The organism is Corynebacterium sp. HMSC056E09 (genome assembly GCF_001813425.1).
Classification (GTDB): Bacteria; Actinomycetota; Actinomycetes; order Mycobacteriales; family Mycobacteriaceae; genus Corynebacterium; species Corynebacterium hesseae.
Genome location: NZ_KV812491.1, coordinates 1 through 22,706, shown reverse-complemented (window position 1 = coordinate 22,706; position 22,706 = coordinate 1). Strand labels below are relative to the sequence as shown.

Annotated in this window: 14 protein-coding genes; 10 read left to right on the top strand and 4 right to left on the bottom strand. The window is 64.2% G+C overall.

The annotated features are described in order from the left end of the window. Window positions 1–102: 102 nt before the first annotated feature. Window positions 103–9,030, bottom strand: coding sequence for a type I polyketide synthase (locus HMPREF2912_RS05195; RefSeq protein WP_070683488.1), 8,928 nt, complete (start codon window positions 9,028–9,030; stop codon window positions 103–105). Window positions 9,031–9,399: 369 nt separating this feature from the next. On the opposite strand from HMPREF2912_RS05195, the gene HMPREF2912_RS05190 reads away from it, so the two are divergent. Beyond that, entirely contained in the window at window positions 9,400–10,326 is a 927-nt protein-coding gene (locus HMPREF2912_RS05190) for a hypothetical protein (RefSeq protein WP_070596621.1), read from the top strand. On the opposite strand, the gene HMPREF2912_RS05185 is transcribed toward HMPREF2912_RS05190, so the two are convergent. Beyond that, the gene (locus HMPREF2912_RS05185) at window positions 10,323–12,062 is read right to left on the bottom strand and encodes a long-chain-fatty-acid--CoA ligase (RefSeq protein WP_070596622.1); all 1,740 of its coding nucleotides are present in this window, start codon (window positions 12,060–12,062) and stop codon (window positions 10,323–10,325) included. The two genes, HMPREF2912_RS05190 and HMPREF2912_RS05185, sit on opposite strands and share 4 nt — an antisense overlap. Window positions 12,063–12,241: 179 nt before the next feature. Then, window positions 12,242–13,954, bottom strand: coding sequence for a long-chain-fatty-acid--CoA ligase (locus HMPREF2912_RS05180; RefSeq protein WP_070596623.1), 1,713 nt, complete (start codon window positions 13,952–13,954; stop codon window positions 12,242–12,244). A 76-nt stretch (window positions 13,955–14,030) separates the two neighbouring features. Here HMPREF2912_RS05180 and mshA point away from each other — a divergent pair, with 76 nt between their 5' ends. The 4 genes from mshA to HMPREF2912_RS05160 all read left to right on the top strand — a co-directional run bounded on the left by mshA (window position 14,031) and on the right by HMPREF2912_RS05160 (window position 18,169). Further along, entirely contained in the window at window positions 14,031–15,296 is a 1,266-nt protein-coding gene (gene mshA / locus HMPREF2912_RS05175) for a D-inositol-3-phosphate glycosyltransferase (RefSeq protein WP_070563636.1), read from the top strand. 89 nt (window positions 15,297–15,385) lie between these two features. Next, window positions 15,386–16,135, top strand: coding sequence for a phosphoglyceromutase (locus HMPREF2912_RS05170; RefSeq protein WP_070563655.1), 750 nt, complete (start codon window positions 15,386–15,388; stop codon window positions 16,133–16,135). 73 nt (window positions 16,136–16,208) lie between these two features. Next, window positions 16,209–17,474, top strand: a complete 1,266-nt coding sequence (locus HMPREF2912_RS05165; protein ID WP_070563639.1) for a sensor histidine kinase — start codon at window positions 16,209–16,211, stop codon at window positions 17,472–17,474. After that, window positions 17,471–18,169, top strand: a complete 699-nt coding sequence (locus HMPREF2912_RS05160) for a response regulator transcription factor (protein WP_070521121.1) — start codon at window positions 17,471–17,473, stop codon at window positions 18,167–18,169. The genes HMPREF2912_RS05165 and HMPREF2912_RS05160 overlap by 4 nt, the downstream gene beginning before the upstream one ends. On the opposite strand, the gene HMPREF2912_RS05155 is transcribed toward HMPREF2912_RS05160, so the two are convergent. Next, window positions 18,166–19,047, bottom strand: coding sequence for a DUF3109 family protein (locus HMPREF2912_RS05155; protein WP_070596624.1), 882 nt, complete (start codon window positions 19,045–19,047; stop codon window positions 18,166–18,168). The genes HMPREF2912_RS05160 and HMPREF2912_RS05155 overlap by 4 nt on opposite strands. A gap of 33 nt (window positions 19,048–19,080) precedes the next feature. Here HMPREF2912_RS05155 and HMPREF2912_RS05150 point away from each other — a divergent pair, with 33 nt between their 5' ends. From HMPREF2912_RS05150 to HMPREF2912_RS12585, 5 genes are all read left to right on the top strand, one after another. Then, on the top strand, window positions 19,081–20,010 hold the full coding sequence (locus HMPREF2912_RS05150) for a Ppx/GppA family phosphatase (protein WP_083299172.1): 930 nt from the start codon (window positions 19,081–19,083) through the stop codon (window positions 20,008–20,010). 9 nt (window positions 20,011–20,019) lie between these two features. Further along, window positions 20,020–20,868, top strand: coding sequence for a hypothetical protein (locus HMPREF2912_RS05145; protein WP_070563644.1), 849 nt, complete (start codon window positions 20,020–20,022; stop codon window positions 20,866–20,868). Window positions 20,869–21,070: 202 nt separating this feature from the next. Beyond that, window positions 21,071–21,862 carry a pyrroline-5-carboxylate reductase gene (gene proC, locus HMPREF2912_RS05140; RefSeq protein WP_070596625.1) on the top strand — a complete coding sequence of 264 codons (792 nt, stop codon included), beginning with the start codon at window positions 21,071–21,073 and terminating at the stop codon, window positions 21,860–21,862. Between the two features lie 200 nt (window positions 21,863–22,062). Next, a complete protein-coding gene (locus tag HMPREF2912_RS05135; protein ID WP_010189818.1) occupies window positions 22,063–22,251 on the top strand; it encodes a helix-turn-helix domain-containing protein in 189 nt (62 codons plus the stop codon). Window positions 22,252–22,495: 244 nt separating this feature from the next. Next, complete coding sequence (locus HMPREF2912_RS12585) at window positions 22,496–22,597, top strand: 30S ribosomal protein bS22 (RefSeq protein ID WP_003855542.1); 102 nt, start codon at window positions 22,496–22,498, stop codon at window positions 22,595–22,597. The last annotated feature ends 109 nt before the right edge of the window (window positions 22,598–22,706 follow it).

Sequence of the window (22,706 nt, the reverse complement as noted above, 5' to 3'; positions counted from 1 at the left end):
TCACGAGGCGAGGGGCACAGGTAGAAAAGAAGCCGAGGAGGCTCGCTTCTTAGCGGACGTCCTCGGCTTGTTCTTAGGGCTTGCTGTTAGGGGATCTGCGCCTTAGGCGGAGGGGTAGGTGCCGTCTTCGGTGAGGCGCGCGGAGTCGTCGAGAAGCATGGCAATCTCGGCGGCCTTGGCGTCGCGTGCCGGGAGGCGGCGGCCTTCGATGACCTCGAAGAGCGGGGCGCGGCCCAGCATGCCGGCCTCGAAGCGGGCGCGGCCGGCACGCAGGCGCTGCTCGGCGCGCTCACGCCACTGGGCGGCGGCATCCGCCCCGCACTGCTGGGACACGGCCTGCTCGAACACGCCTGGGTGGGCGTAGACGATGAGCGCGCTGACGTGGCCGAAGCCGAGCGAGGTCAGCGCCGCTGCTTTCACGCTGTGGCCCGCCGCAGCGAGGTCCAGCGGGGAGCGTAGCCACACCAGGTTCGGCGCCTTCGGGGCGATGAGCGGGTCGACGCAGTCCAGGGACACATTCGCCGGGATGCGGTGCGTGCGGAAGACGTCGATGATGCCGCCGGTCTGGAAGAGCGCGGCACCCGCCTTGGAGTGGCCGGTGAGCGTCTTCTGGGAGATGACGAACATCGGCTGGTCCTCATCGCGCCCAATCGCCGGCCACAGCAGGGAGTGCAGCTCCGACTCGTTGGGGTCGTTGGCGTTGGTGGAGGTGTCGTGCTTGGACAGGACGCTGACGTCGTTTGGCGTCAGGCCCAGACCGCGCAGCGAGCGCGCCAGGCGGGAGTTCTCCCGGCCGCGGCCAGCGCCCAGCGCACCCAGGCCCGGGGCCGGGATGGAGGTGTGGGCGCCGTCGCCATAGGAGGCAGCGTGCGCGACCACCGCGAGCACCGGCAGTCCTAAGTCGGCTGCTAGTGAGGCGCGAACTAGCAGGACCGTGCCGCCGCCTTCGCCTTCGAGGAAGCCGCCGCGGCGGCGGTCGTTGGCGCGGGAGATGAAGCGATCATCAATTCCCTTGGCAGTCATCTTCGCGGTCTCCGCGGTGGCGTTCATGTCACCGAAGCCCTGGAGGGATTCCACCTGGACATCGTCGATACCGCCGGCCACGACCACATCGGCCTTGCCCAGGGCAATCTTGTCCACGGCCTCCTCAATCGAGACCGCCGCGGTAGCGCAGGCGCCGATGGGGTGAATCATGGAACCGTAGCCGCCCACCAGGGATTGCATGGTGTGCGCCGCGATGACGTTCGGCAGGGCCTCCTGCAGGATGTCGGACGGGCGCTCCTCACCGAGGAAGCGGGTGACGAAGACCTTGTGCAGGGATTCCATGCCACCGATACCGGTGCCCTGCGTGGTAGCTACCTGACCCGGGTGAATGGAGCGCAGCAGCTCTGCCGGGGAGAAACCGGCTTGGGTGAAGGCATCCACTGCGCTGACCAGGTTCCACACCGCCATGCGGTCCAGGGAATCGAGCATGTGCTCCGGGATTCCCCACTTGGCGGCGTCGAAGTCATCCGGCATCTGCGCGGCGACGGTACGGGTCAGCGTGGCCTTGCGCGGCACCTTAACGGTGGCACCCTGGCGGCGGGTGACCTGCCATTCGCCGTCCGCCTCGACGATGCTGACGAACTCCGGGTCCGCGTCCTGAATATCGCGGGCGGTGGCCTCCGAATCCACGGTGAAGGTGACGTCACGGTCGAGGAAGACAGTGGTGAGATCGATGGAGCCGCGGTCGGTCAGGTGGTACTTATCCGTCAGCGTGCGCACACCGGAGCGTGCGACGACCTCATCGCGGAAGCGCTCGAAGACGTCCTCCTCGGCGATCTCTTCATCGCTCTCCACCACGAACCAGCCCGGGTGCGGATCCTCGCGCCATTCCACCAGTCCGGTCATCCACGCCAGCTCCAGCACACCGGCGGCGGTCAGTTCTGCGGAACCATCGCGCTGCAGGCCAAACTCGGCCTCGAAGCGCGTGCGGCCGGAGCCCCACGAGGAGACTTCGCCGATACCGGCGATGACCACCATGTCCTCCAGATCCGTGGTGACCTGGCCAACTTCTTCCTCCAGCCCAGGCTGTACTGCTTGTACCTGGTTGGGCAGCGCGGTGATGGTCGCGGGGGCGTCCTTATCCTCGTGCGGAACTGCGTTAGCGGTTTCCGCACCGGCAGCAAGCTCGGTGAGGGAGAAGCCTTCCAAGCCACCGGTGAGGTCCTTCTCCACCGGGGCATGCGCTGCTTGCGCGCGCGAGTCGGCGCTGGCCAGATCCATGAGCTCGGTGGAAATCTCCTCCGGGCTCCACACCTTGATACCGGCCTTCTCGGCGGCGGGCACCAGCCCATCGTTGCCGCCCATGAGGTGCGTGCCAGCCACCCAGCCGATCTTGGCCTGCGCCAGGGTGACACCCTGCGGCCAGCCGGCCTCGACCTTCCACTTGTTGAGGATGGCATCGAGCGCGGCCTTGACCTCGCCGTAGGCGCCGTCGCCGCCGAAGGTGCCGCGGTTGGGCGAGCCCGGAAGGACGACGTGGCAGCGCTTGTCGACGTCCCCCTGGCTCAACCTCGCCAGCCCCGCAATGGTGCGCTCGACGGACCACAGCAGCAGGCGGGCCTGCGTCTCGGTCGTTCCGGAGGCATCCGCCAGCGAACCGGCGACACTCGGCGCGGCAAAGGGGAAGGCCAGCGTCGGGGTCAGCGCAGGCTTGAGAATCTTGACCTCGTTGCCCACGGACTCGCGCTGCTCGGTGCCGATCCAGTCGATGAGCGCGTCGATATCGCGGAAGCTCGACAGGTTCGCCGGGACCAGCCACAGGGCGGAACCGGCAGCGCCGTGCTCGGCGTAGAGCGTGCGCGCGAATTCCTTGCGGGCCTGGCTGACACGGGAAGCGGTCATGATGACGGTCGCGCCGCCCTCCAGCAGGCGCTCCACCAGCGCGGTGGCGATGGAACCAGGGGCAGCACCCGTGACCAGGGCAACCTCACCGGCGAACGCGCCGGGGGTGGTGTCCACGGCGGCCTGCGCGATGTCCTCATGCTTCCACCAGCGGGCCTGACGCGCCAGGTCCTCGCCGGCACCGCGGAAGCTCTCCACCGGGTACTCGGCCTGACCCAGCGCCACGCGGGCGAGGCGCTCGCGGGCGATGGCCCAGGAATCGTCGAAAAGCACGGCCTTGTTCGCATCGAAGGAAGGCGTGACGGACTTGAGCCAGCCGGAGCCGAGCTCTGCCTCGACGGCATCGATGACGGTGGTGTCAGGGGCCTCGATGAGCTCCGGTTCGGAGTCCAAGCCCAGCTGGGAGAGAACCTGGCGGGCGACAGTCGCCAGCACGCCGCTCTCACCGGTGACGGTCTCGGCGAAGGCATCGAGCGCAGCGGAGTCAACCACGGCACCGCCACCGGCACCACCGGCGGCCGCGCCCTTGGACACGGATGCATCGTGGGTAGCGGCGACGGCTTGGACGGCGGCGTCGATCAGCTCGTGCGCCGCGGACTTCGAGGTAGCGCTCGCCGGCACGGTGCTCAGCGAGCCGCCGCGCACGGAGTCCTCCTCGCGGGAGCCGAGCAGGATCTCTGCCTCGACGTGGGCAACCCAAGACTCGGGCAGGCCCCAGGTGCCGGTGACGTAGTCCGCCACGGCGGTGGGCTTGAGGCCCGCAGCGCCGAAGAGCTGGCGCAGGCGCGCGCCGACGGCCTCACCCAGCACCGGGCCGAAAGCGGAGTAGCCCGGGGCGGCGGTGGCGACCTTCTCGCGGAGCGTGGCCACGTCGGCATCGGCGGCACCATCGATGGCCGGCACGCCGATTTCCGCGGACATGTCCATGAGCAGCTGGTTACGGCGCGAGGACACACCGTTGGTCAGCTCCTCCACGGTGTCGGAGTCCGCGATCTGATCCACGCGGATCTTGTTCTGGAAGGCGAAGAGCACCATGATGGCCTCCGCCGCGCCGAAGCGCAGCTCGGGGGCGTCGCCGGAGGCGGCGGCTGCGGTAGGCGCAGGAGCAGGTGCGGCAGCTGGCGCGGCCGCAGCCGGAGCCTCGGCAGCCTCGGCTGGTGCCTCGTTGGCTTGTGGTGCCTCCTCGGCGTCGGATTCCGGAGCGGGTTCGGCGGCGGGGGCTTCGGAGACGTCGGCAAGCATGACCTGCTCTTGGTCGCGCTCCACGTTGAGCACGCGGATGGTGCCCTCCGGGATGCCGGCGACGGCTAGCGAGCGGGTGGCCAGGTTGGTCAGGGTCGGGGAAGAAGCCAGGCCGACCTCGATGATCTGCTCGACCTTGCCAAAGAGGAGGTCCTGGGTCTCAATCCAGCGCACAGGTGAGGCGAACTGCCAGGACAGCAGCTCAATGAGCAGCAGGCGGGCGAGCTCGTGCTCGGAGAGGTCCTCCACCTTCAGCCCGTCCAGCTTGCCGGAGGGTGCCAGCGGGGCCACGGCGTCGACGAAGTCCTGGGTGAGCTCGAAGGGGCGGGCCACCAGGTTCGGGATATAGCGGCCTACCAGGGCATCGAGGTCCAGCTCCTGTGGCAGGAGCTCGTCGAGTTTTTCGGCGAAGGCCGGAACACCCTCGCGCAGCACGCGGGAGTGGAAAGGCACGTCGATGCCCGGGACCATGACCGCCGCGCGCGGGGCGATGGCATTGGCCTTGTCCACCAGGGCCTTGAGCCCCTTCTTGGTGCCGGCGACGGAGTACTGCTGACCGCGGATGTTGTAGTTAACAATCTCCAGGAACTCGCCGGTGGCCTCGGCGACCTCAGCCACCCAAGCGTCGACGCTGTCGGCATCAATACCAGCCATGTTCGGGCGCAGTGCCGCCATGGCGTATTCGGAGTTACCCTCCGCGTCGCGCGGGACCAGGCTGCCCATGGCGGAGCCGCGGGAGTAGACGATGTCGATGACACCCTCGAGGTCGAAGATATTCGCCAGCGAGGCCAGCGCTGTGTACTCGCCCAGGGAGTGGCCGGCGAAGTAGGAGGTCGGCGCCAGAGCGTCCTCGGCGCGCAGGCGCTCGGTCTGGGCATAGGCCACCACGGCCAGGGCCACCTGCGTGAACTGGGTCAGGTGCAGCACACCCTGCGGGTGGCGGAAGGTAGTTCCGCGAACGGTGAGCTCCGTCGGGTTCTCATCGATGATCTTCTGGATGCTAAAGCCCAGGTTCTCGCGGGTATGCGCATCGGCACGGCGCCACGCCTCGCGCGCTGCCGGGGAGGCCTGGCGGTCGCCCTTGCCCATGCCTTCGGCCTGGATGCCCTGGCCGGGGTAGACGTACGCCGTGGTCGGCGCGGCGAGCAGAGCCTGGCCGCGGGAGACCACCTCGCCGTCGATGCGGCAGGTGACCTCGAGGGCCTCATGGATACCCTTGCGGCCGACGCGCTCGACGGTGACCTCGATGTCATCGCCCAGCTGCACCATGCCGTACATGGAGTAGGTCCAGCCCACCACGCGGCCGTGGCGTCCGGCCACTTGCTGCGCGGCGGCCGAGAGCCACATGCCGTGCACCAGCGGTGCCTGCAGGTTCACCAGTTGGGCAGCGTTATAGGAAGTGTGGATCGGGTTATAGTCGCCGGAGACCAGCGCGAAGGGCGTCATGTCCTGCGGGGCGGTGACGGTGGCGCGGTCGACGAAGGAGCGCGGCGTCGGCACCACCTTGGTGGCGGACTTGCCGCCGCCCCACTCCGGTGCCTGGCTCGGCGCGGCGGTGCCGGTGGCGCGGCCGCGGATGGCAAAGCGGTGCATCTGCGTGGCCACGACATCACCGGAAGCGTGGTCCTTGAGCTCGAGCTCGACCGTGACGATGCGCCCAGAGACAGATTCCTCGATGGCGGTGCAGGAGGAGGTGACGTCGATCTGGCGGCCGTCGGCAAGCTGCTCCAGCGGCACGCGCAGGTCGATGACGTGGTCCAGGTGCACCGCGTTGAGCAGGCCCTCGATGACGGGGTAGCCATCCTCCAAGCGCCCGGAGCCGAGCGCGGCATAGATGGCCGGCCAGCAGGGACCGACCAGAACATCCGGGGTGCCGGCCTTCTCGGCTGCAGCATCGCCGCAGGTCACCGCGCTGTGTGCGGAGAGCAGCGAGGCGGGGAAGTGGAAGGAGTAGCCAGACTCGACGGTGGGCATCTCCGTGATCTCATCGCCCTGCTCCGCCGTGGAGCCGACACCAGCCAGGCCCTCCAGGAGGGTGAAGACGGAGTTGGGCAGGCGCTCCTCGGAGACCACCGGGGAGCCACCCGTGGCCACGTCCTCCGGCAAGTCTACTGGGACGGTGACCTCGCGAACGTAGAAGGGGCGCTGCTCCTCCGGCAGGTCATCCCAGTAGGAATCCGCGGTGATGACGATCTCCCAGTTGCCCTCGGCATCCTGGCGCAGGTCGAAGGCGTTCTCATCCATCTCATAAGCCGGGTTGGCCATGAGGTGGCCGTGCCACAGCAGGGTAGGAGAAGTACGCAGGAACGCGGCCTCATCGGCGGCGGAGTTCAGGCGGGAGAAAGCCTTCTGCGGGGTCGAGCCCTGCTCCAGCAGCGCATCCGTGGTGGCCTGTTCGAAGCGGGCAAGCAACTCTGCCACCGGCTCGTTCTTCTTGGTAATGCCTGCCACGGCTACCGGGCCCGGGATGATGCGCACCTGGTCGGCGGAATAGCGCTCATCCTGCGCCTGCCACAAGGTGTCCTTACCAAACCAGCTCTTGAGATCACCATCGATGGCGGGCACCCACGGCATGGGCTTGACGTGCTTATAGTGCAGCGAAATCCACCAGGCGGCATCGCGCGCGGAGACCTCGGTGGTACGTGCGGCGGGGTATTCGGCCAGCAGCTTAGCGACGGCCCGCGGGGCATCGTGGACGTCCTCAACGCTGGTGAAGAGGGTTTCAATCTGGCCGTGGTCCGCCGGGTTCAGGCGGGCCTCGACGCGGTGGAGGAGATCGAGGAAGCGGTCATCCCAGCTGGGATCCACGAACGGGTGGGCCAGCTCCACGAAGCGCTCGAGCCACTCCGCGTAGGTCATGGACTCCACATCGCCGAAGTAGGGTTTGCAGGTCTTGGCCAGGGCGTCGATGATCTCCTGGCGGTGCGCCGGGTAGTCCTCGATGTTCAGGGAAGTAATCAGGCGCGAGGCCGCCGCGAAGGAATTATCAAGGTCGTGGATGTCCGCCAGCAGGTGGGACTGCGAGGACGCCACGCCGTGCGCGCCGGTTCCGCGGCCGACCCAGCCATCGTTGTCCTCCGGGGAAATGCCGGTGGTGTTGACCAGCAGGTCCTTGACGGAATCCGTGGCCTTGGCTTCCTTGGTGGCCATGGCGACGGTGCCGATGAAGACGGCGTCGACAGGCATGGCGGGCAGGCCGTGTTTTATCGCCCACTCACCGGTGAGGTAGGAGGTGGCGCGGTCCGGAGAGGCGATGCCGCCGCCGACTGCCAGGTAGACGTTGGGGTGCTGGCGGATTTCGGCGTAGGTATCCAGCAGCATGTCATCCAGGTTGACCCAGGAGTGGTGGCCGCCGGCGTGGCCGTCCTCGACCTGCATGATGATGCGGTCCTCCGGGTAGGCCGTGGCGATGGCCAGCACATCCCGGATCTGCTTTGCGGTACCGGGCTTGAAGGAGATGAAAGGGAAACCGTCGGCGTGGAGGCGGTCCAGCAGCTCGCCGGCTTCCTCTACCTCCGGAATACCGGCGGAGATGCACACGCCGTTGAAAGCCGCACCGGCCGCGCGGGCCTTGGGCACGATGCGCGCCTGGCCGAAGTGCAGGTTCCACAGGAAGCGGTCGAAGAACATGGTGTTGAACTGTGCCGTGCGTCCGGGGCGCAGGTGCTTTTCCATGGTGGCCAGGTGCGAGCGGAAGACCTCATCGGAGTACATGCCGCCGCCGGCCATCTCCGTCCAGTGTCCGGCGTTGGCCGCCGCGGCCACGATCTCTCCATCAGCAGACGTCGGCGTCATGCCGCCCAGCATGATGGGAGACAGGCCCGTGAGGTCGGAGAAGCGGGTCTGGGTATAGGTGCGCCCGTTCGGGAGTTCGATGGTGCGCGGGGCGAAGTCGGCGTAGTTGAGGGCCTTGGGCAGTTCAGTGCCTGGTGTGGCCAGCGCATTGAGCTCCTGCGGGGTGGCGGCCGAGATCACCGTGACACCCGTGCCTTCCACCACGCGGCGGGTGAGGGTGGTCAGCGCGCGGTCCAGAACAATGAGGTGCTCGGAGTTGAGTTCGGCCAGCGTGGCCGGCCAGTCGTGTTCGTTGACCAGGATGGCCTCGGCCTGCGCGCGGGCCTCATCCACGTCGAGGCCGCACTCCTGAGCCAGCGCCACGGTGCGCTCGGCGGCCGGAGCGAGCACCGGGTTGTGGAAAGGAAGAGCCACGGGCAGTTCATCAAAACGCGGGCTGAGCTCATCACCGCCGACGGTGCGCTTCTCCAGCTCAGCGTTGAAGCTCTTCACGGCCTCGTCGATGGCGGTGCGGGTGGCAGCCAGGTCCTCCGGGCTGCCGGACAGCGCAAAGTGGCGGCGGCCGTTGACCACGGCGATAGCGGCGGTGCCGTGCAGGTGTTCAGTGACGAAGCTGCGCTCCAGGCCCCGGATGGACAGCATCTGGGAGCGCGGATCGGCGCCATTGACGGCGCTGGCGGCGGTGCCCATCAGGATCGCTAGGGCCAGGGCTTGCGCTGGCTTGTCGACGGCCAACGCGCCCAAGCTGCCCTGCGAATGCCCAGCGCGCTCGTCGATGTCGACGCCCAGGTCGCGCAGCTGCTCGATAGCGGCAATCTGGCCGAGGACGATGCCGGGGATGGAGACCGCCGGCAGGGCGTCGAGGGAAGTGGACTCGGTGGCACCAGCAATGAGCTGCTCGAGGCGCTCGAGGGCGCCGGGACAGGTGGAGGCGATGGTGCGTGCGGCGGGGCCGGTGAGGCTGCGTGCCTGGGCGAGGGTCTCGCGCAGGGTGTCAGCAGTGGCGGCAGACTGCGCGGCGGTGGTGATGAAACCCTGCCAATCGGAGCCTTGTCCGGCGAAAAGTACGGCCGGGCGGGGCATGGAATGCAGCATAGTAACAGGCATCTTTCCTCTTTTGAGCTGATGGGGAACGGTTTTATGACAAGCTGCGGGCAGAATTAGTTAGCCCTACAGAACAATCATGATGTGCCACCGTAGTCGAAGCTTTCACGCAAAGCTGTCTCCCGCGCGGAAAATGTGAGGTTTTTCTCACGTTTGGGTGCGGGTGCACTCTTAAGGGTCCTGCCGCGCGAAATTGCGCAACCTTTTGTATTCTTGGCCTCACTGCGGCGGCTCGGGGAGGAGTGGGGTGGCTCAGCAACGGTTCGCGCAGCATAGAGAAAAGAAAATCAAGGGGGGACAATGTCTCAATCAGCAACCAAGAAAACAATCAAGACACCGGCTCGGATTAGTAAGAGCCGAGTTATCAAAACCATGACCAAGCTGGCAGGCAAGCTTGAGGAAGATTCCTCAACCGGCATGCCGACCATCAAGATTGCGGGCGGATTCTTAAGTATCGACGTCAACGAGGAAATGGGTGGCCTCTGCGTGCTCGGGTATTGGGGTGGCGCGGTGTGCTTCGACCCAGACCGGCAGCCTTTGCGCATGGAGGTCAACGATCTCAACGGCGGTGGAATCTCCGGCAACCTCGTGGCCGAGCCCTGTGGAAGCTCCGACATGCGCACCCACTTGCGGATCTTCGCACCGCCTTATCTGCCGTCGACGGCCACGAATGCTCAGCTCAAGAGCATCATCGCGGGCTATGCAGTCGAAATGTCAGCGGTCTTCGCGCGCCTGGATGAGCAGTTTCCGGAGCATCCCTCGAAGCCGCGCAAAGGGGCCGGGATCAAGCCGGTCTCTCCCCATTATTTCAGCGAAGCTTATGGTGTTTCAGTAGTGGGGATGTGGCGGGTCCACGAGCGCGCGACGCGCCTGGCGATGGTCGGCACGCCCGTCCATGTGGTGGATCACCGGAATGGGGCCGTGAGCATTCTCATTAATGAACACGCGATCACTATTGAATCCGCGCGTGATGGCTCCGGAGATATTGAACTCAGCCTCGTCACACCCTCCGGCCGCTGTGCCTGTGACCTTGATGCGCTCGTGCGCTGGGCCGAGTTTATGAATGATGATCAATACGTTTACTCCGCGCGCATCGAGGTAGTGAACCTCGATGGCGGCGAAGAACAGGACCTGGTTCTGGTGACCACGGCCCGTATTCCCACGAAGTGGGGCTACACCGATGAGCAGCTGGATTGGCAGCTCAGCACGTTGGTGAGCCAGCTTGTCGGTGCTGGTGAAGCGTTCTACCGAACCTTCAACCCTATGCGCGTGATGCGCTATATCGACCGCGCTGCCTAGGCCGGTGCCTCTTCTCCAAGCAGCTTCAGGAGGTCCTTCTGTACTTCGCGGCGGCGGACCTTCCCCAGCTGGTCGGAGGCCAGGTGCTCGAAGTGGTAGAAGGTGCGCGGCACCTTGTAGCGGGTCAGGCGCTCGCGGCAGTAGTCCTTGAGACCCTCCGGGTCGAGCACCGCGCCGTCCTCCAGGATGATGCAGGCCACGACGTCCTCGGATCCATCCGCACGCGGACGGCCAACGACAGCCACGTTGGTGACGTCTGGGTGCTGGCGGATCACGTCTTCCACCTCGGCCGGGTAAATGTTGAAGCCGCCGGTAATGATCATTTCCTTGATGCGGGAGACGATCTTGATGAAGCCATCGGACTCCATAACCGCCATGTCGCCCGTGCAGTACCAGCCGTCGTGGAAAGCCTGCTCGGTGGCTTCCGGCATGTTGAAATAGCCCTTGAATACCTGCGGTCCGCGCACGAGGAGCTCGCCCGCGGTGCCATCCGGCTGGGTCTCGCTGAGGTTGTCTGGGTTGCCGATGCGCACCTCGGTATCCGGGAAGGGGATGCCGATGTAGCCGGGGCGGCGGTTCTTGTTGAGCGGGTTCGCGGCCACGATCGGCGAGGTTTCCGTGAGCCCGTAGCCTTCTACGAGCAGGCCGCCGGTGACCGTTTCCCATTCCTCAACGATCTCCGCCGGTAGCGCCGCTGCGCCCGAAAGGCTGTTCTCGATGCCGTGCAGATCGATGCCCCGTTCCTGGGCCGCTTCCATGACCTTGGCGTAGATCGTGGGCACGCCCGGCATCCAAGTAGGGCGGCGCTTCTTCATGATCTCGAGAAGAAGCGGCACCTTGGGAGCTGGGGTGAGGACGAGCTCACCGCCGATGTGCACGCCGAGGGCGGCGATAAGGGTGAGGCCGTAGACATGGAAGAGGGGGAGGGCGGCGAGCATGCGCTCGGCCTTGTTGCCCAATTCGGGGACCCATGCTTCCGCCATCTTCATGTTGCAATACAGGTTGGAGTGGGTCAGCTCCGCGCCTTTGGGCCTGCCGGTGGTTCCGGATGTGTAGAGAATGAGTGCGGTGTCATTGAGATCGACCTTCGCATCCTCCAGCTTGTAGCCCTGCCCGCCGATGGCGCGCCCCGTGAGCACGTTCCACGGCACGGTATTGGGAGCGGCAACTGAGAGCTCCGCGCGCTTGTCCTTGATGAAGGGAAGCGGCAAGCGCAACAGCAGCTGCTTGCGGCGCGGCATGGCCTCGATCATGTTGACCGTAACAATCGTTTCGAGCGGTGTGGAATCACGCAGCTTCTCAAAGGTGGGGCTCGCCTTATCCCAGACCACGGCCACGCGGGCGGCGTGATCCTGGAAGAGGGGCTCGAGCTCAGCCGTGGTGTAGAGCGGGTTGTGCTCCACGACGGTCGCCCCCAGTTTCAGGATGGCGTAGAACACCGCCACGTGTTGGGGGCAGTTGGGCAGTGCCACGGCGACGCGATCACCGGGACGGATGCCGAAGGCCTTGAGGCCCGCCGCGGCGGCGCGCACGTGGGTATCGAGTTCGCGGTAGGTCATCTGGTGACCGAAGAACCACGTCGCCGGCCTGTCGCCGAATTCCTCCACGGTCTCTCGGTAGGAGTCCAAAAGCGTTTCGGTGCCGTAGTCCAGATTAGGTTTAGTCCACTCAGGGTAGTACTGGAGCCAGGCTTTCGTCTCAAAGGCGGAAGAGGCCTGAGCGGGGGCTTCGGTCATGTTCGCGAACTCCTTAGGTGGTCAAACTTGTTATGTGTGAAACAGTATAACTAATTTGTGACGGGAGTCTCGCAAATCTTTGCAAAGTTGCTTGCAGTAACGAAATCTTTTCGGGATAAATCAATAGCCCCGGTGATGTGCGTTTATCGCGCAGGGATCGGTTCCGGGGCTATGGAGTGCTACTTCTCCGCTTTGAGGCGCTCGAGCAGATCCGCCTGAACCTCGCGGCGGCGAATCTTGCCCAGCTGGTCGGTGGCCAGCTTTTCGAAGTGGTAGAAGGTGCGCGGCACCTTGTAGCGGGTCAGGCGCTCGCGGCAGTAGTCCTTGAGGCCTTCGGGGTCGAGCGCGGCGCCGTCGTTAAGCACGATGCAGGCCACGACGTCCTCCGAACCGTCCGAACGCGGGCGGCCCACCACGGCGGCCTCCGCCACATCTGGGTGATCCAGCAGGGTTTCCTCAACCTCACCGGGGTAGACGTTGAATCCGCCGGTGATGATGATCTCCTTGATGCGGCTGACCAGGCGGATAAAGCCGTCTTCCTCCATCACACCCATATCGCCCGTGCGGAACCAACCATTGTGGAAGGCCTTCTCTGTGGCTTCCTCATCGCCGAAGTAGCCCTTAAAGATCTGCGGGCCGCGGGCCAGCACCTCACCTTCTTCGCCATCCGGCATGGTCTCATCAAGGTTGTCCGGGTTGGCAATGCGAATCTCGGTATCCGGGAAGGGGATACCCACGTAGCCGGGGCGGCGGGCATCACTCATCGGGTTACCCACGATGATGGGCGAACACTCCGTCAGGCCATAGCCCTCCACGAGCATGCCGCCGGTGTACTTCTCCCACTTCTCCACGGTATTGACAGGCAGGGTCGACGCTCCGGAGAAGGCCGCGCGCACGCCGTCCAGGGAGACGTCATCTTCTTCCGCCTTCGCCACGATGCGCTCGTACAGGGTTGGCACGCCCGGCACCCAGGTCGGGGTGTGCTTCTTCATCAGGTCCATGATGAGCGGCATCTGCGGGCTCGGCAGCAGAACCAGCTCGCTGGCGATGAGCGGTGCCAAGGTGGCGTTCATGGTCAGGCCGTAGGCGTGGAAGAAAGGCAAGGCTGCGAGCATGCGCTCCGGAGAATCGCCCAGGCCCGGGACCCAGTGCTTGCCCATGAGCAGGTTGGAGAAAAGGTTGCCGTGGGTCAGCTCCGCGCCCTTGGGGCTACCGGTGGTGCCGGAGGTATAGAGGATGAGCGCGGTGGTGTCCTTGGTGACTGCCTCCGGGGTGAGGACGTCAGAACCATCGCCGCCAATGGCGTTGCCCACGAGGGACTCCCACGGCACCGTGTTCGGTGCCGGGGCGGTGAGCTGATCGCGCTTGGACTTCAGCGGCGGGATAGGCAGGCGCAGGGCCAGGCGCTGAGGTGTCGGCATCGCGTTGATCATATTGATGGAGACGACGGTCTCCAGGGAGGTCGTCGGGCGCAGCTTCTCCAAGGTGGAGGCCGTCTTATCCCAGGAAATAGCGATGCGCGCGCCGTGGTTCTGGAACAAGCCCTCCAGCTCGTGGGCAGTGTAGAGAGGGTTGTGCAAAACCGCGATGGCGCCCAGCTTGAGCACGGCCCAGAAGGAGGCGATGAACTGCGGGCAGTTGGGGGCGACGATGGCCACGCGGTCCCCCGGGCGCACCCCGAAGGCGCGCAGGCCGGCGGCGGCGCGGCGGACCTGCTTATCCAGCTCGGCGTAGGTTTGCGTGCGGCCGAAGAAGTAGGTTGCCGGCTTGTCGGGGTGGAGCGCGAGGTTGTTGTCGTAAACGTCGAGAAGCGTGGTGTCCCCGTATTCCAGGCTGTGCGGTGTCCACTCTGGGTAGTACTGGAGCCACGCATTGGACTCGTATGCCGACATCGATTCACCTTTCGGTCGCGTAGGTTAAGGTACGGGCCAGTATAACGCGGGTCGTTTCGGGATACACTGGGAAATTATGCGCATCGCGATGATTTCCATGCATACCTCGCCCCTTGAGCAGCCCGGTTCCGGGGATGCGGGTGGCATGAACGTCTACGTTCTCAACACTGCTCGCCAGCTCGCACGTCGCGGCGTGGAGGTCGATATTTTCACCCGCGCCACGCGCCCCAGCCAGGGTGAGGTGGTGGGCGTCGAGGAGCGCCTGCGCGTCATCAACATTGTGGCGGGGCCCTATGAGGGCTTGAGCAAGGAAGAGCTGCCCACCCAGTTGGCTGCGTTTACGGGCGGGATTTATAACTTCGCGCGCTGCTTTGAGGTGGACTATGACGTCATCCACTCTCACTATTGGCTCTCCGGTCAGGTGGGCTGGTTATTGCGCGATCTGTGGGACATCCCCCTCGTCCACACCGCACACACGCTGGCCGCGGTGAAGAACGTGCACCGCACTCTCGATGACACCCCAGAAACTGAGGCGCGCCGCATCTGTGAACAGCAGCTGGTGGATAACGCTGACATCCTGGTGGTTAATACAGCCCAGGAGACTCGCGATCTGATCGAGCACTATGATGCATCGCCGGACAATATCGTTGTGGTCTCCCCGGGTGCGGACACGGAACTCTATACTCCGGGCACCGACCGCATGACGGAGCGTGCGCGCCGCCAGCTGGGCATCCCGCTGCACACCAAGGTGGTGGCGTTTGTGGGCCGCCTGCAAAAATTCAAGGGCCCTGACGTGCTCATTCGCGCAACGGCGGAGCTGATGGAGCGCGATCCGGATCGCCGCCTGCGCGTCGTCATCTGCGGTGGTGCTTCGGGGGCGAATTCCTCGCCGGATACCTACCACAACCTCGCCCGCGAGCTGGGGGTGGAGCGCGTCGTGCGCTTCCTCAGCCCGCGCCCGCCACAGGAGCTCGTAGCCATCTATCAGGCCGCGGATATTGTCGCGGTCCCCAGTTATAACGAGTCCTTTGGGCTGGTGGCCATGGAGGCTCAGGCTTCCGGAACGCCCGTCGTGGCGGCGGCTGTCGGCGGCTTGCCCATCGCGGTTGCGGACGGTGATACTGGCCTGCTTGTCCACACGCATTCGGCGCAAGATTGGGCGGATGCGCTGGAGCAGTTGCTTGACGACGACCCCCGCCGCATCGCCATGGGTGAAGCCGCCGTCGATCACGCCCAGCAGTTTAGTTGGGCGGCGGCTGCCGGCCAGTTGGAGAACATCTACGCCGACGCGATGAGTATTGAGATTCCGGACTGCCACGCGCGCCGGGCAATCGGATACTAATCCCACATAAGCGGGCATAAACCCACAGTTAGGGGTGATGTGCCCGGGTTCACAGGCAAGCGGCCGAAAAACGTGGCATGCTGGTGTTTATGAGTAACGGAAAGCTGATTCTACTTCGACACGGACAGTCCGAATGGAACGAGTCCAACCAGTTCACCGGTTGGGTTGATGTCAACCTCACCGCCAAGGGTGAGGGTGAGGCCAAGCGTGGCGGCGAGCTGCTCAAGGAACAGGGCATCTTGCCGAACGTTGTCTACACCTCCCTCCTGCGCCGCGCCATCCGCACGGCCAACATTGCGCTTAATGCCGCAGACCGCCACTGGATTCCGGTCGTGCGCGATTGGCGCCTGAACGAGCGCCACTACGGCGCACTGCAGGGCCTCAACAAGGCCGAGACCAAGGACAAGTACGGCGAGGAACAGTTCATGGCATGGCGCCGCTCCTACGGCACCCCGCCGCCGGAGCTGGAGGACGGCGCCGAGTACTCCCAGGCCGGTGACCCGCGCTACGCCAACCTGGATCAGGTTCCGCGTACGGAGTGCCTGAAGGATGTCGTCGAGCGCTTCGTTCCTTACTTCGAAGAGGAGATCCTCCCGCGCGCCAAGAAGGGTGAGACCGTTCTCATCGCCGCACATGGCAACTCCCTGCGCGCGCTGGTCAAGCACCTGGATCAGATCTCCGATGAGGAGATCGCCGGCCTCAATATCCCGACGGGCATCCCGCTGGTCTACGAGATCGCCGAAGACGGTTCCGTGGTGAACCCGGGTGGCACCTACCTGGATCCGGAGGCTGCCGCTGCTGGTGCAGCCGCCGTGGCCGCGCAGGGTGGCAAGAAGTAGCCGAAAACCGCTACGTGCTGCGCACGATCCCCAAGGAGCCTATACTCCTTGGGGATTCTTTGTAGGGGCGTGAATGATTGTGGAACTGGTACTAGCTTTCCTGGCCGGCGTGGTGGCCTGCGGCCTGGCCATACCGGTGATCGCCCGGGTCCGCGAGCGCCTAGTGCGCCGCCGCGTCCGTGATGCGGATGCGAACCAGGTCACCAGCGTTAGCCAGGTCTTGCACCTCGCCGTGTCCGGCTCTCCAGCCGGGATGGCCGTGCTCTCGCGGTCCAAAGAGATCATCTTTTCTAACCCTGCCTCCCATGAGATGTCGATGGTGCACGACCGGGCGGTGAACCCCGATCTGTGGAAAGTTGCGCAGGAGGTTTTCGAGGATAAAGAGACCCGAACGCTGGACCTATCTATCCCGAAGCGCCGCACCGGAAATCGCGTGATTCAGGTGCGTGCGGTGGTCCAGCCGCTGACGCTGAACGACGATCGCTTTGTCATCGTCTACGGCACCGATGAGTCCGAGTCGGTGCGCATGGAATCCGCTCGCCGTGACTTCGTGGCCAACGTCTCCCACGAGTTGAAAACCCCGGTGGGTGGCATCGCGCTGCTGGCTGAGGCCCTCCTTGAGGACACCGGGAATCCCGAGCACGTCGAGTATTTCGGCAGCAAGGTGCAGAAGGAGGCGGCGCGTATGGCCGACATGGTCAGCGAGCTCATCTCCTTGTCTAAACTGCAGGGCGCGGAGGCGCTCCCGGAAATGGAGCCGCTCGATCTCGATGAGATCATCGATGAGGCCATTACCCGCAACCAGCTTGCCGCCGATTCCCACCACAATCAGCTCACCCGCGGTGATTCGGAGGGGGTCCAGGTCATGGGGGACAAGTCCCTCTTGGTCACGGCGATCTCCAACCTCATCTCAAATGCCATCCACTATTCGCCGGATGAGATGCCGGTGTCGGTCACGCAGAAGGTCGTCGGCGGAAAGGTCGTCCACATCCGCGTCACCGACCGTGGCATCGGCATTGCCCCGGAAGACCAGAAGCGGGTCTTTGAGCGCTTCTTCCGCGTGGATAAGGCGCGGTCCCGGCAGACCGGTGGAACCGGCCTTGGTCTGGCCATTGTGAAGCACGTCGTGGCTAATCACGGCGGCAATATCAAACTGTGGTCACGCCCCGGAACTGGCTCGACGTTCACAATCGAGCTCCCTATCTACGCGGAAGAAAAGCCAGCAGATAATCTTATTCATCGGGATAATATAGAAGACGGGGCCGTCAGCTCCGCCGCCCCTGGTTTACAGCGCGCCGTGGCGCGCGTAGCCGCTCGTCGAAAGGATAAAGCGCAATGACCACCATCCTCATCGTTGAAGATGAAGAGTCGCTGGCCGATCCCCTCGCCTTCCTCCTCCGAAAGGAGGGATTCGACGTTCTCCTCGCCCCGGACGGGCCCAGTGCGCTAGAACAGTTCGCAGCGAACCACGTGGACATCGTCTTGCTGGACCTCATGCTGCCAGGCATGTCCGGAACGGACGTGTGCAAGCAACTGCGCGCGACATCCTCTGTGCCGGTGATCATGGTGACCGCGCGCGACTCTGAAATTGACAAGGTCGTGGGGCTCGAGCTGGGCGCAGATGATTACGTGACCAAGCCCTATTCCTCTCGCGAACTCATCGCCCGCATCCGCGCGGTGCTGCGCCGCGGCAACGATGCCTCTTCCGATCACGGTGAGGAGGAGCCCGACGAGCAGATTCTGGAAGGCGGCCGCGTGCGCATGGACGTGGAGCGCCACACCGTGCTTGTCGCCGGCGAGCCGGTGTCCATGCCGCTCAAGGAATTTGATCTCCTCGAGTACCTGCTGCGCAATTCTGGGCGCGTGCTGACCCGCGGTCAGCTCATCGACCGTATTTGGGGCGCGGACTACGTGGGTGACACAAAGACTCTCGACGTCCACGTCAAGCGCCTCCGCTCCAAGATCGAGGCTGAGCCTTCCCACCCGCAGCAGCTCGTGACGGTGCGCGGCCTGGGATACAAGTTTGAGGCTTAAGCGCCAGGGTCCGCTGGGTGCCGCGGGAACTCGACTCCGGAGCGCGCCCGGGCCTCGCAGTGCTTGGCCAGGATTTCGTAGCACTCCTCGCCGAGTAGCGCGATCAGCTCGGTCTTCTGCGACTTCCACAGCGGTTCTTCCGCGGTGTGGCAGGAGGGATCGGCCGAGCAATACCAATCGAAGTCCTCGCCGCCGTTGCCCCACCCGCGGCGGTCGTACTCACCGATGGTGGTGCGCAGTATTTCCTCCCCGTCGGGGCGCTCCTCATAGTCTTCGTGCCGGCGAATCGGCAGCTGCCAGCACACTTCGGGCTTGACCACGGTGAGCTCTTCCCCCGCGTCGAGCGCCCACTGATGGATAGCGCAGCCCGCGCCCGTGGGCCAGCCGGCGCGGTTGGCGAAGATACAGGCGCCGTCGACAAGCGGCGTCTTCAGCGCCGGTTCCGGCTCGCCATCATCGCCGTCGAGCTCATCCCACTCCAGCCACGGTTCCAGTTCTTCGGGTTCACCGTGCTTCAGGAACCCATCTACCCCCTCTGGGCGGTGCTGCCAGAAACGTGCGGGCATGCGGGCGACGGCGTCGCGAAGCTGCTCCCGATCCGTCTCATCGGCCATGTATGCGCCGTGCACGCAGCAGCCGACGTCGGGCTGTTGCTTATCGATGCCGTGGCACCTCTCCGTCCCAAACTGGCAGGCATAGTGCGATTCGAGCCAAGTCAGGTCGATGGAAAAGACGTGGAGTGGATCGTGCGGATCCGTAAATTCGAACCACTCTCTGGGGAAGTCGGGGGCCTTTTCGCGGCCGGCGATAATGGAAGCCGCCGCGGGGGAGGAGGCCGGAAAACCCAGGTAAACTTCTTTTGATTTCGGGCGATTCACACCTACCCACGGTAGACCTACTACTGTAGAGGCGTGCGATTAGGTGTATTAGACGTCGGAAGTAATACCGTCCACCTCGTTGCGGTCGATGCCGCAACCGGTGGGCGGCCTTCGCCGATGAGCGATTGGAAGACCCCGCTGCGTCTGGTGGAACAGCTAGACAAAGACGGCAACATCCATGAGAAGGGCATGAAGAAGCTCATCTCCGCCGTGGGGGAAGCCGCTGAGTTGGGCGACAAGCTGGGCTGTGACGAGTTCATTGCCTTTGCTACTTCTGCCGTGCGCTCGGCCACTAACTCGGCCAAGGTTCTCGATGAAGTTGAGAAACAAACCGGCGTCCGCCTCGAGATCTTGTCGGGCGAGGAGGAAGCTCGGTTGACCTTCCTGGCCGCCCGCCGTTGGTATGGCTGGTCCGCTGGCCGCATTACCAACCTCGACATCGGTGGTGGCTCGCTGGAGCTGTCCACCGGTACCGACGAGCATCCGGAAATGGCTTTCTCCCTCGATTTGGGAGCAGGCCGTCTGACTCACAACTGGTTCGATACCGACCCGCCGGAAAAATCCAAGGTGAACCTGCTGCGGGATTATATCGATGCGGAACTGGCCGGCGTCGCCGATAAAATGCGCGCGCTGGGCCCTGCCGGGTTGGCCGTGGGTACCTCGAAAACCTTCCGCACGCTGGCCCGATTGACAGGTGCTGCGCCGTCCTCGGCGGGCCCCTATGTGAAGCGCACGCTCACTGCGCCGGGCCTGCGTCAGCTGATTTCCTTCATTTCCCGTATGACTGCAGCTGACAGGGCGGACCTTGAGGGTGTAAGTTCTACCCGATCGCATCAGATCGTCGCCGGCGCTTTAGTGGCGGAGGCGAGCATGCGTGCCCTGGGAATCGAAAAGCTGGAGATCTGCCCCTGGGCTCTCCGAGAAGGTGTCATTTTGCGCCGTACCGATAAGGGACTGGAATAGGAAAGAAACGTGGCTGACAAGAAACAGTTGACAGTTGCGGAGCTGCTGGCCCGTAACGCGAAGGACCGATCCGGCGAGGAGAAGAGCTCGCGCCGCCATCGCCGGAGCCTTGACGAAGGCGGCATCTCGGTTGCGGAGCTGACCGGCAATCTCGAAAAGGTCAAGGCAACTCCGGCAGAGGCTAAGCACTCGAGTGTCTCCATCGATGAGCCGGCCCCGGTTATTCCTGCGCCGAAGAAGGAGAAGAAGGAGAAGCCTCAGCAAGAGACACCTCAGCAGGAGGCCCCGCAGAAGGACGCTGATAAGTCTCACTCCGCCGCCCCTGCGGAGAAGCCAACCGAATCTGAGTCCAAGCCTTCCCAGCCCTCTGACGAGGACACGCGCGTAATCCAGAAGGTCAAGGACGAGCCCAAGAAGGCTGAAGACAAGGCCCAGTCAAAGGTCGAGTCCAAGGCTGAGCTGAAGACCGAGGAAAAAGTTGAGCCAAAGGCCAACGACAAAGTCGAAGACAAGGCCGAGGATGACACCTTTACCACGGGTGAACTCGAGGCAGTCGACCATGATGTTGAAGAGTACGACGAGGACTATGACGAGGAGGACGAGGGCAAGCTCAACCCCTTCGCCGTCGTCCTGCTCGCCCTCGTGGGCATCGTGCTCGGTGCCATCGTGTTCAAGGGCTTTGAGATTCTCTGGGACCGCTTTGACCGCTTGGTCGTCGTGGTACTCGGCGTTGTTGTCACCGGCGTCATCGTCGGAATCGTCCACGCACTCCGCACGAGCCGCGATGGTTTGTCCATGTTCCTCGCAGCCGTGGCCGGTCTCGTGCTGACCTTTGGCCCGCTGCTCGTGGTGATGTAGGCACCGGCCCAAAGGGCATCTTCTCAAAGGCATCTGCCAGAAGGTACTTTTGCCCCTGAGAACGCCATCTATCCTTCTGTAAATGGCATATTCAGGGCAGAAAACGCCTTCTGGCAGATGCCTTTTGCATGTGTAAGGGTAGCGTGCGAGCAGCCCTGTTGATTGGTGGCCGCGTCCTGGCCTTTCTGGCACCCTGGAAAGCATGACAAAAATTGCAGTACTTGGTGGAGGACAAATCGGCGAAGCCCTCGTTTCTGGGCTGGTGCATGCGGGCTATGATGCCGCGGACGTCGTGGTGACCAACCGCCGCACTGAGCGCGGCGAGGAGCTGAAGAGCGCCTACGGCGTCAGCGTCACGAGCGATAACGCCGCGGCTGTCGACGGCGCCGACTACATCTTCGCCTGCGTGAAGCCTTATGCCATCGTGGAGCTTCTTGAGGGGCTCGACATCCCACAGACGGCCGTGGTTGTGTCCATGGCAGCCGGCTTAACTCTCGAGACCCTGGAGAAGGCCGCTGGGGAGGGCGTGCCGGTCGTCCGCGTCATGCCGAACACCCCCATGTTGGTGGGCAAGGGTATGTGCACCTGCGCGGGCGGCACCCACGTGACGGAGGAACAGCTCGACGGCGTGGTCAAGCTCCTGGAGGCTGTCGGCGAGGTTGCCGTCATTGAGGAAAAACACATTGATGCTGCTACCGCTCTGGCCGGCTCCGCACCCGCCTACTACTTCCTAGTCACGGAGGCGCTGATCGACGCCGGCGTGCAGCTCGGCCTCACCCGCGATGTTGCCGAGAAGCTAGCCACCCGCACCGCACAAGGCGCCGGAACGATGCTGGCTGAATCCGGCAAGGATCCGGTTGCTTTGCGCGCAGGGGTGACCTCCCCGGGGGGAACCACTGCCGCCGCTCTTCGCGAGCTCGAGGAGTCTGGCCTGCGGGGTGCGTTCTTCCGAGCCGCCGAAGCCTGCACCCAGCGTGCGCAGGAACTTGCCTAAAACTTCCCGTCGCCCTGGGAGCCCTGTGGCACGTGTTACCACACGGGCTTCAAGGGCAGCAGCGGTGCGAAAGAGGAAAAAATTAGCTCTTGGGTCGCATTAGTCACAGGTTTCACGCTAAGCTGGCAGGAGCGCGTGCGTGATAGTCCTGTGGGAGGGGAAGCCTACAGCGCGTCACGTGCTGAAGGGTTAAATAAACTATGACGAATGAAGATAAGGGAACTTTCCTGACCATCGCCGAAGTTGCGGAGATCATGCGTGTCTCCAAGATGACGGTCTACAGGTTGGTTCATGCAGGTGACATGCCGGCCGTGCGCGTGGGACGCTCGTTCCGCGTTCACGAATCCGCCGTCAAGGAATACCTTGAGGCTTCCGTATACGGAGCCTAGCGTTCACCTCTTTCTGGCAGCGCCCACCACTGCGGACCCCTCGCGGTCCACGGCGGTGGGCGCTGCCCTTAGTTTTGGTGCTGGGCAGGCCGCTAGGTAAGATAGTGAACATTCGTTTCGGCACTGGCATGCCTGCGTCTCCCTGTTTTGCGGGGACCGCCTCGAGTGCACCGTGGGTGGTTTTGTTCCAGGCGTTGCCGGCCGGGTTACGTACGTACTGATACCGAAAGTGAGGAAACCTGCTATGGGTTCTGTCATCAAGAAGCGCCGCAAGCGCATGTCCAAGAAGAAGCACCGCAAGATGCTGCGCCGCACCCGTGTTCAGCGTCGTAAGCTGGGCAAGTAAAGCTTCGCCTGCAACTCCCCGCATGGTCCTTTTGGGATCGTGGCGGGGAGTTTCTGCTATCTATTCTCCCTTCTAGGCTTAAGGGACATTTCGTGTGGATTTGCGGCGT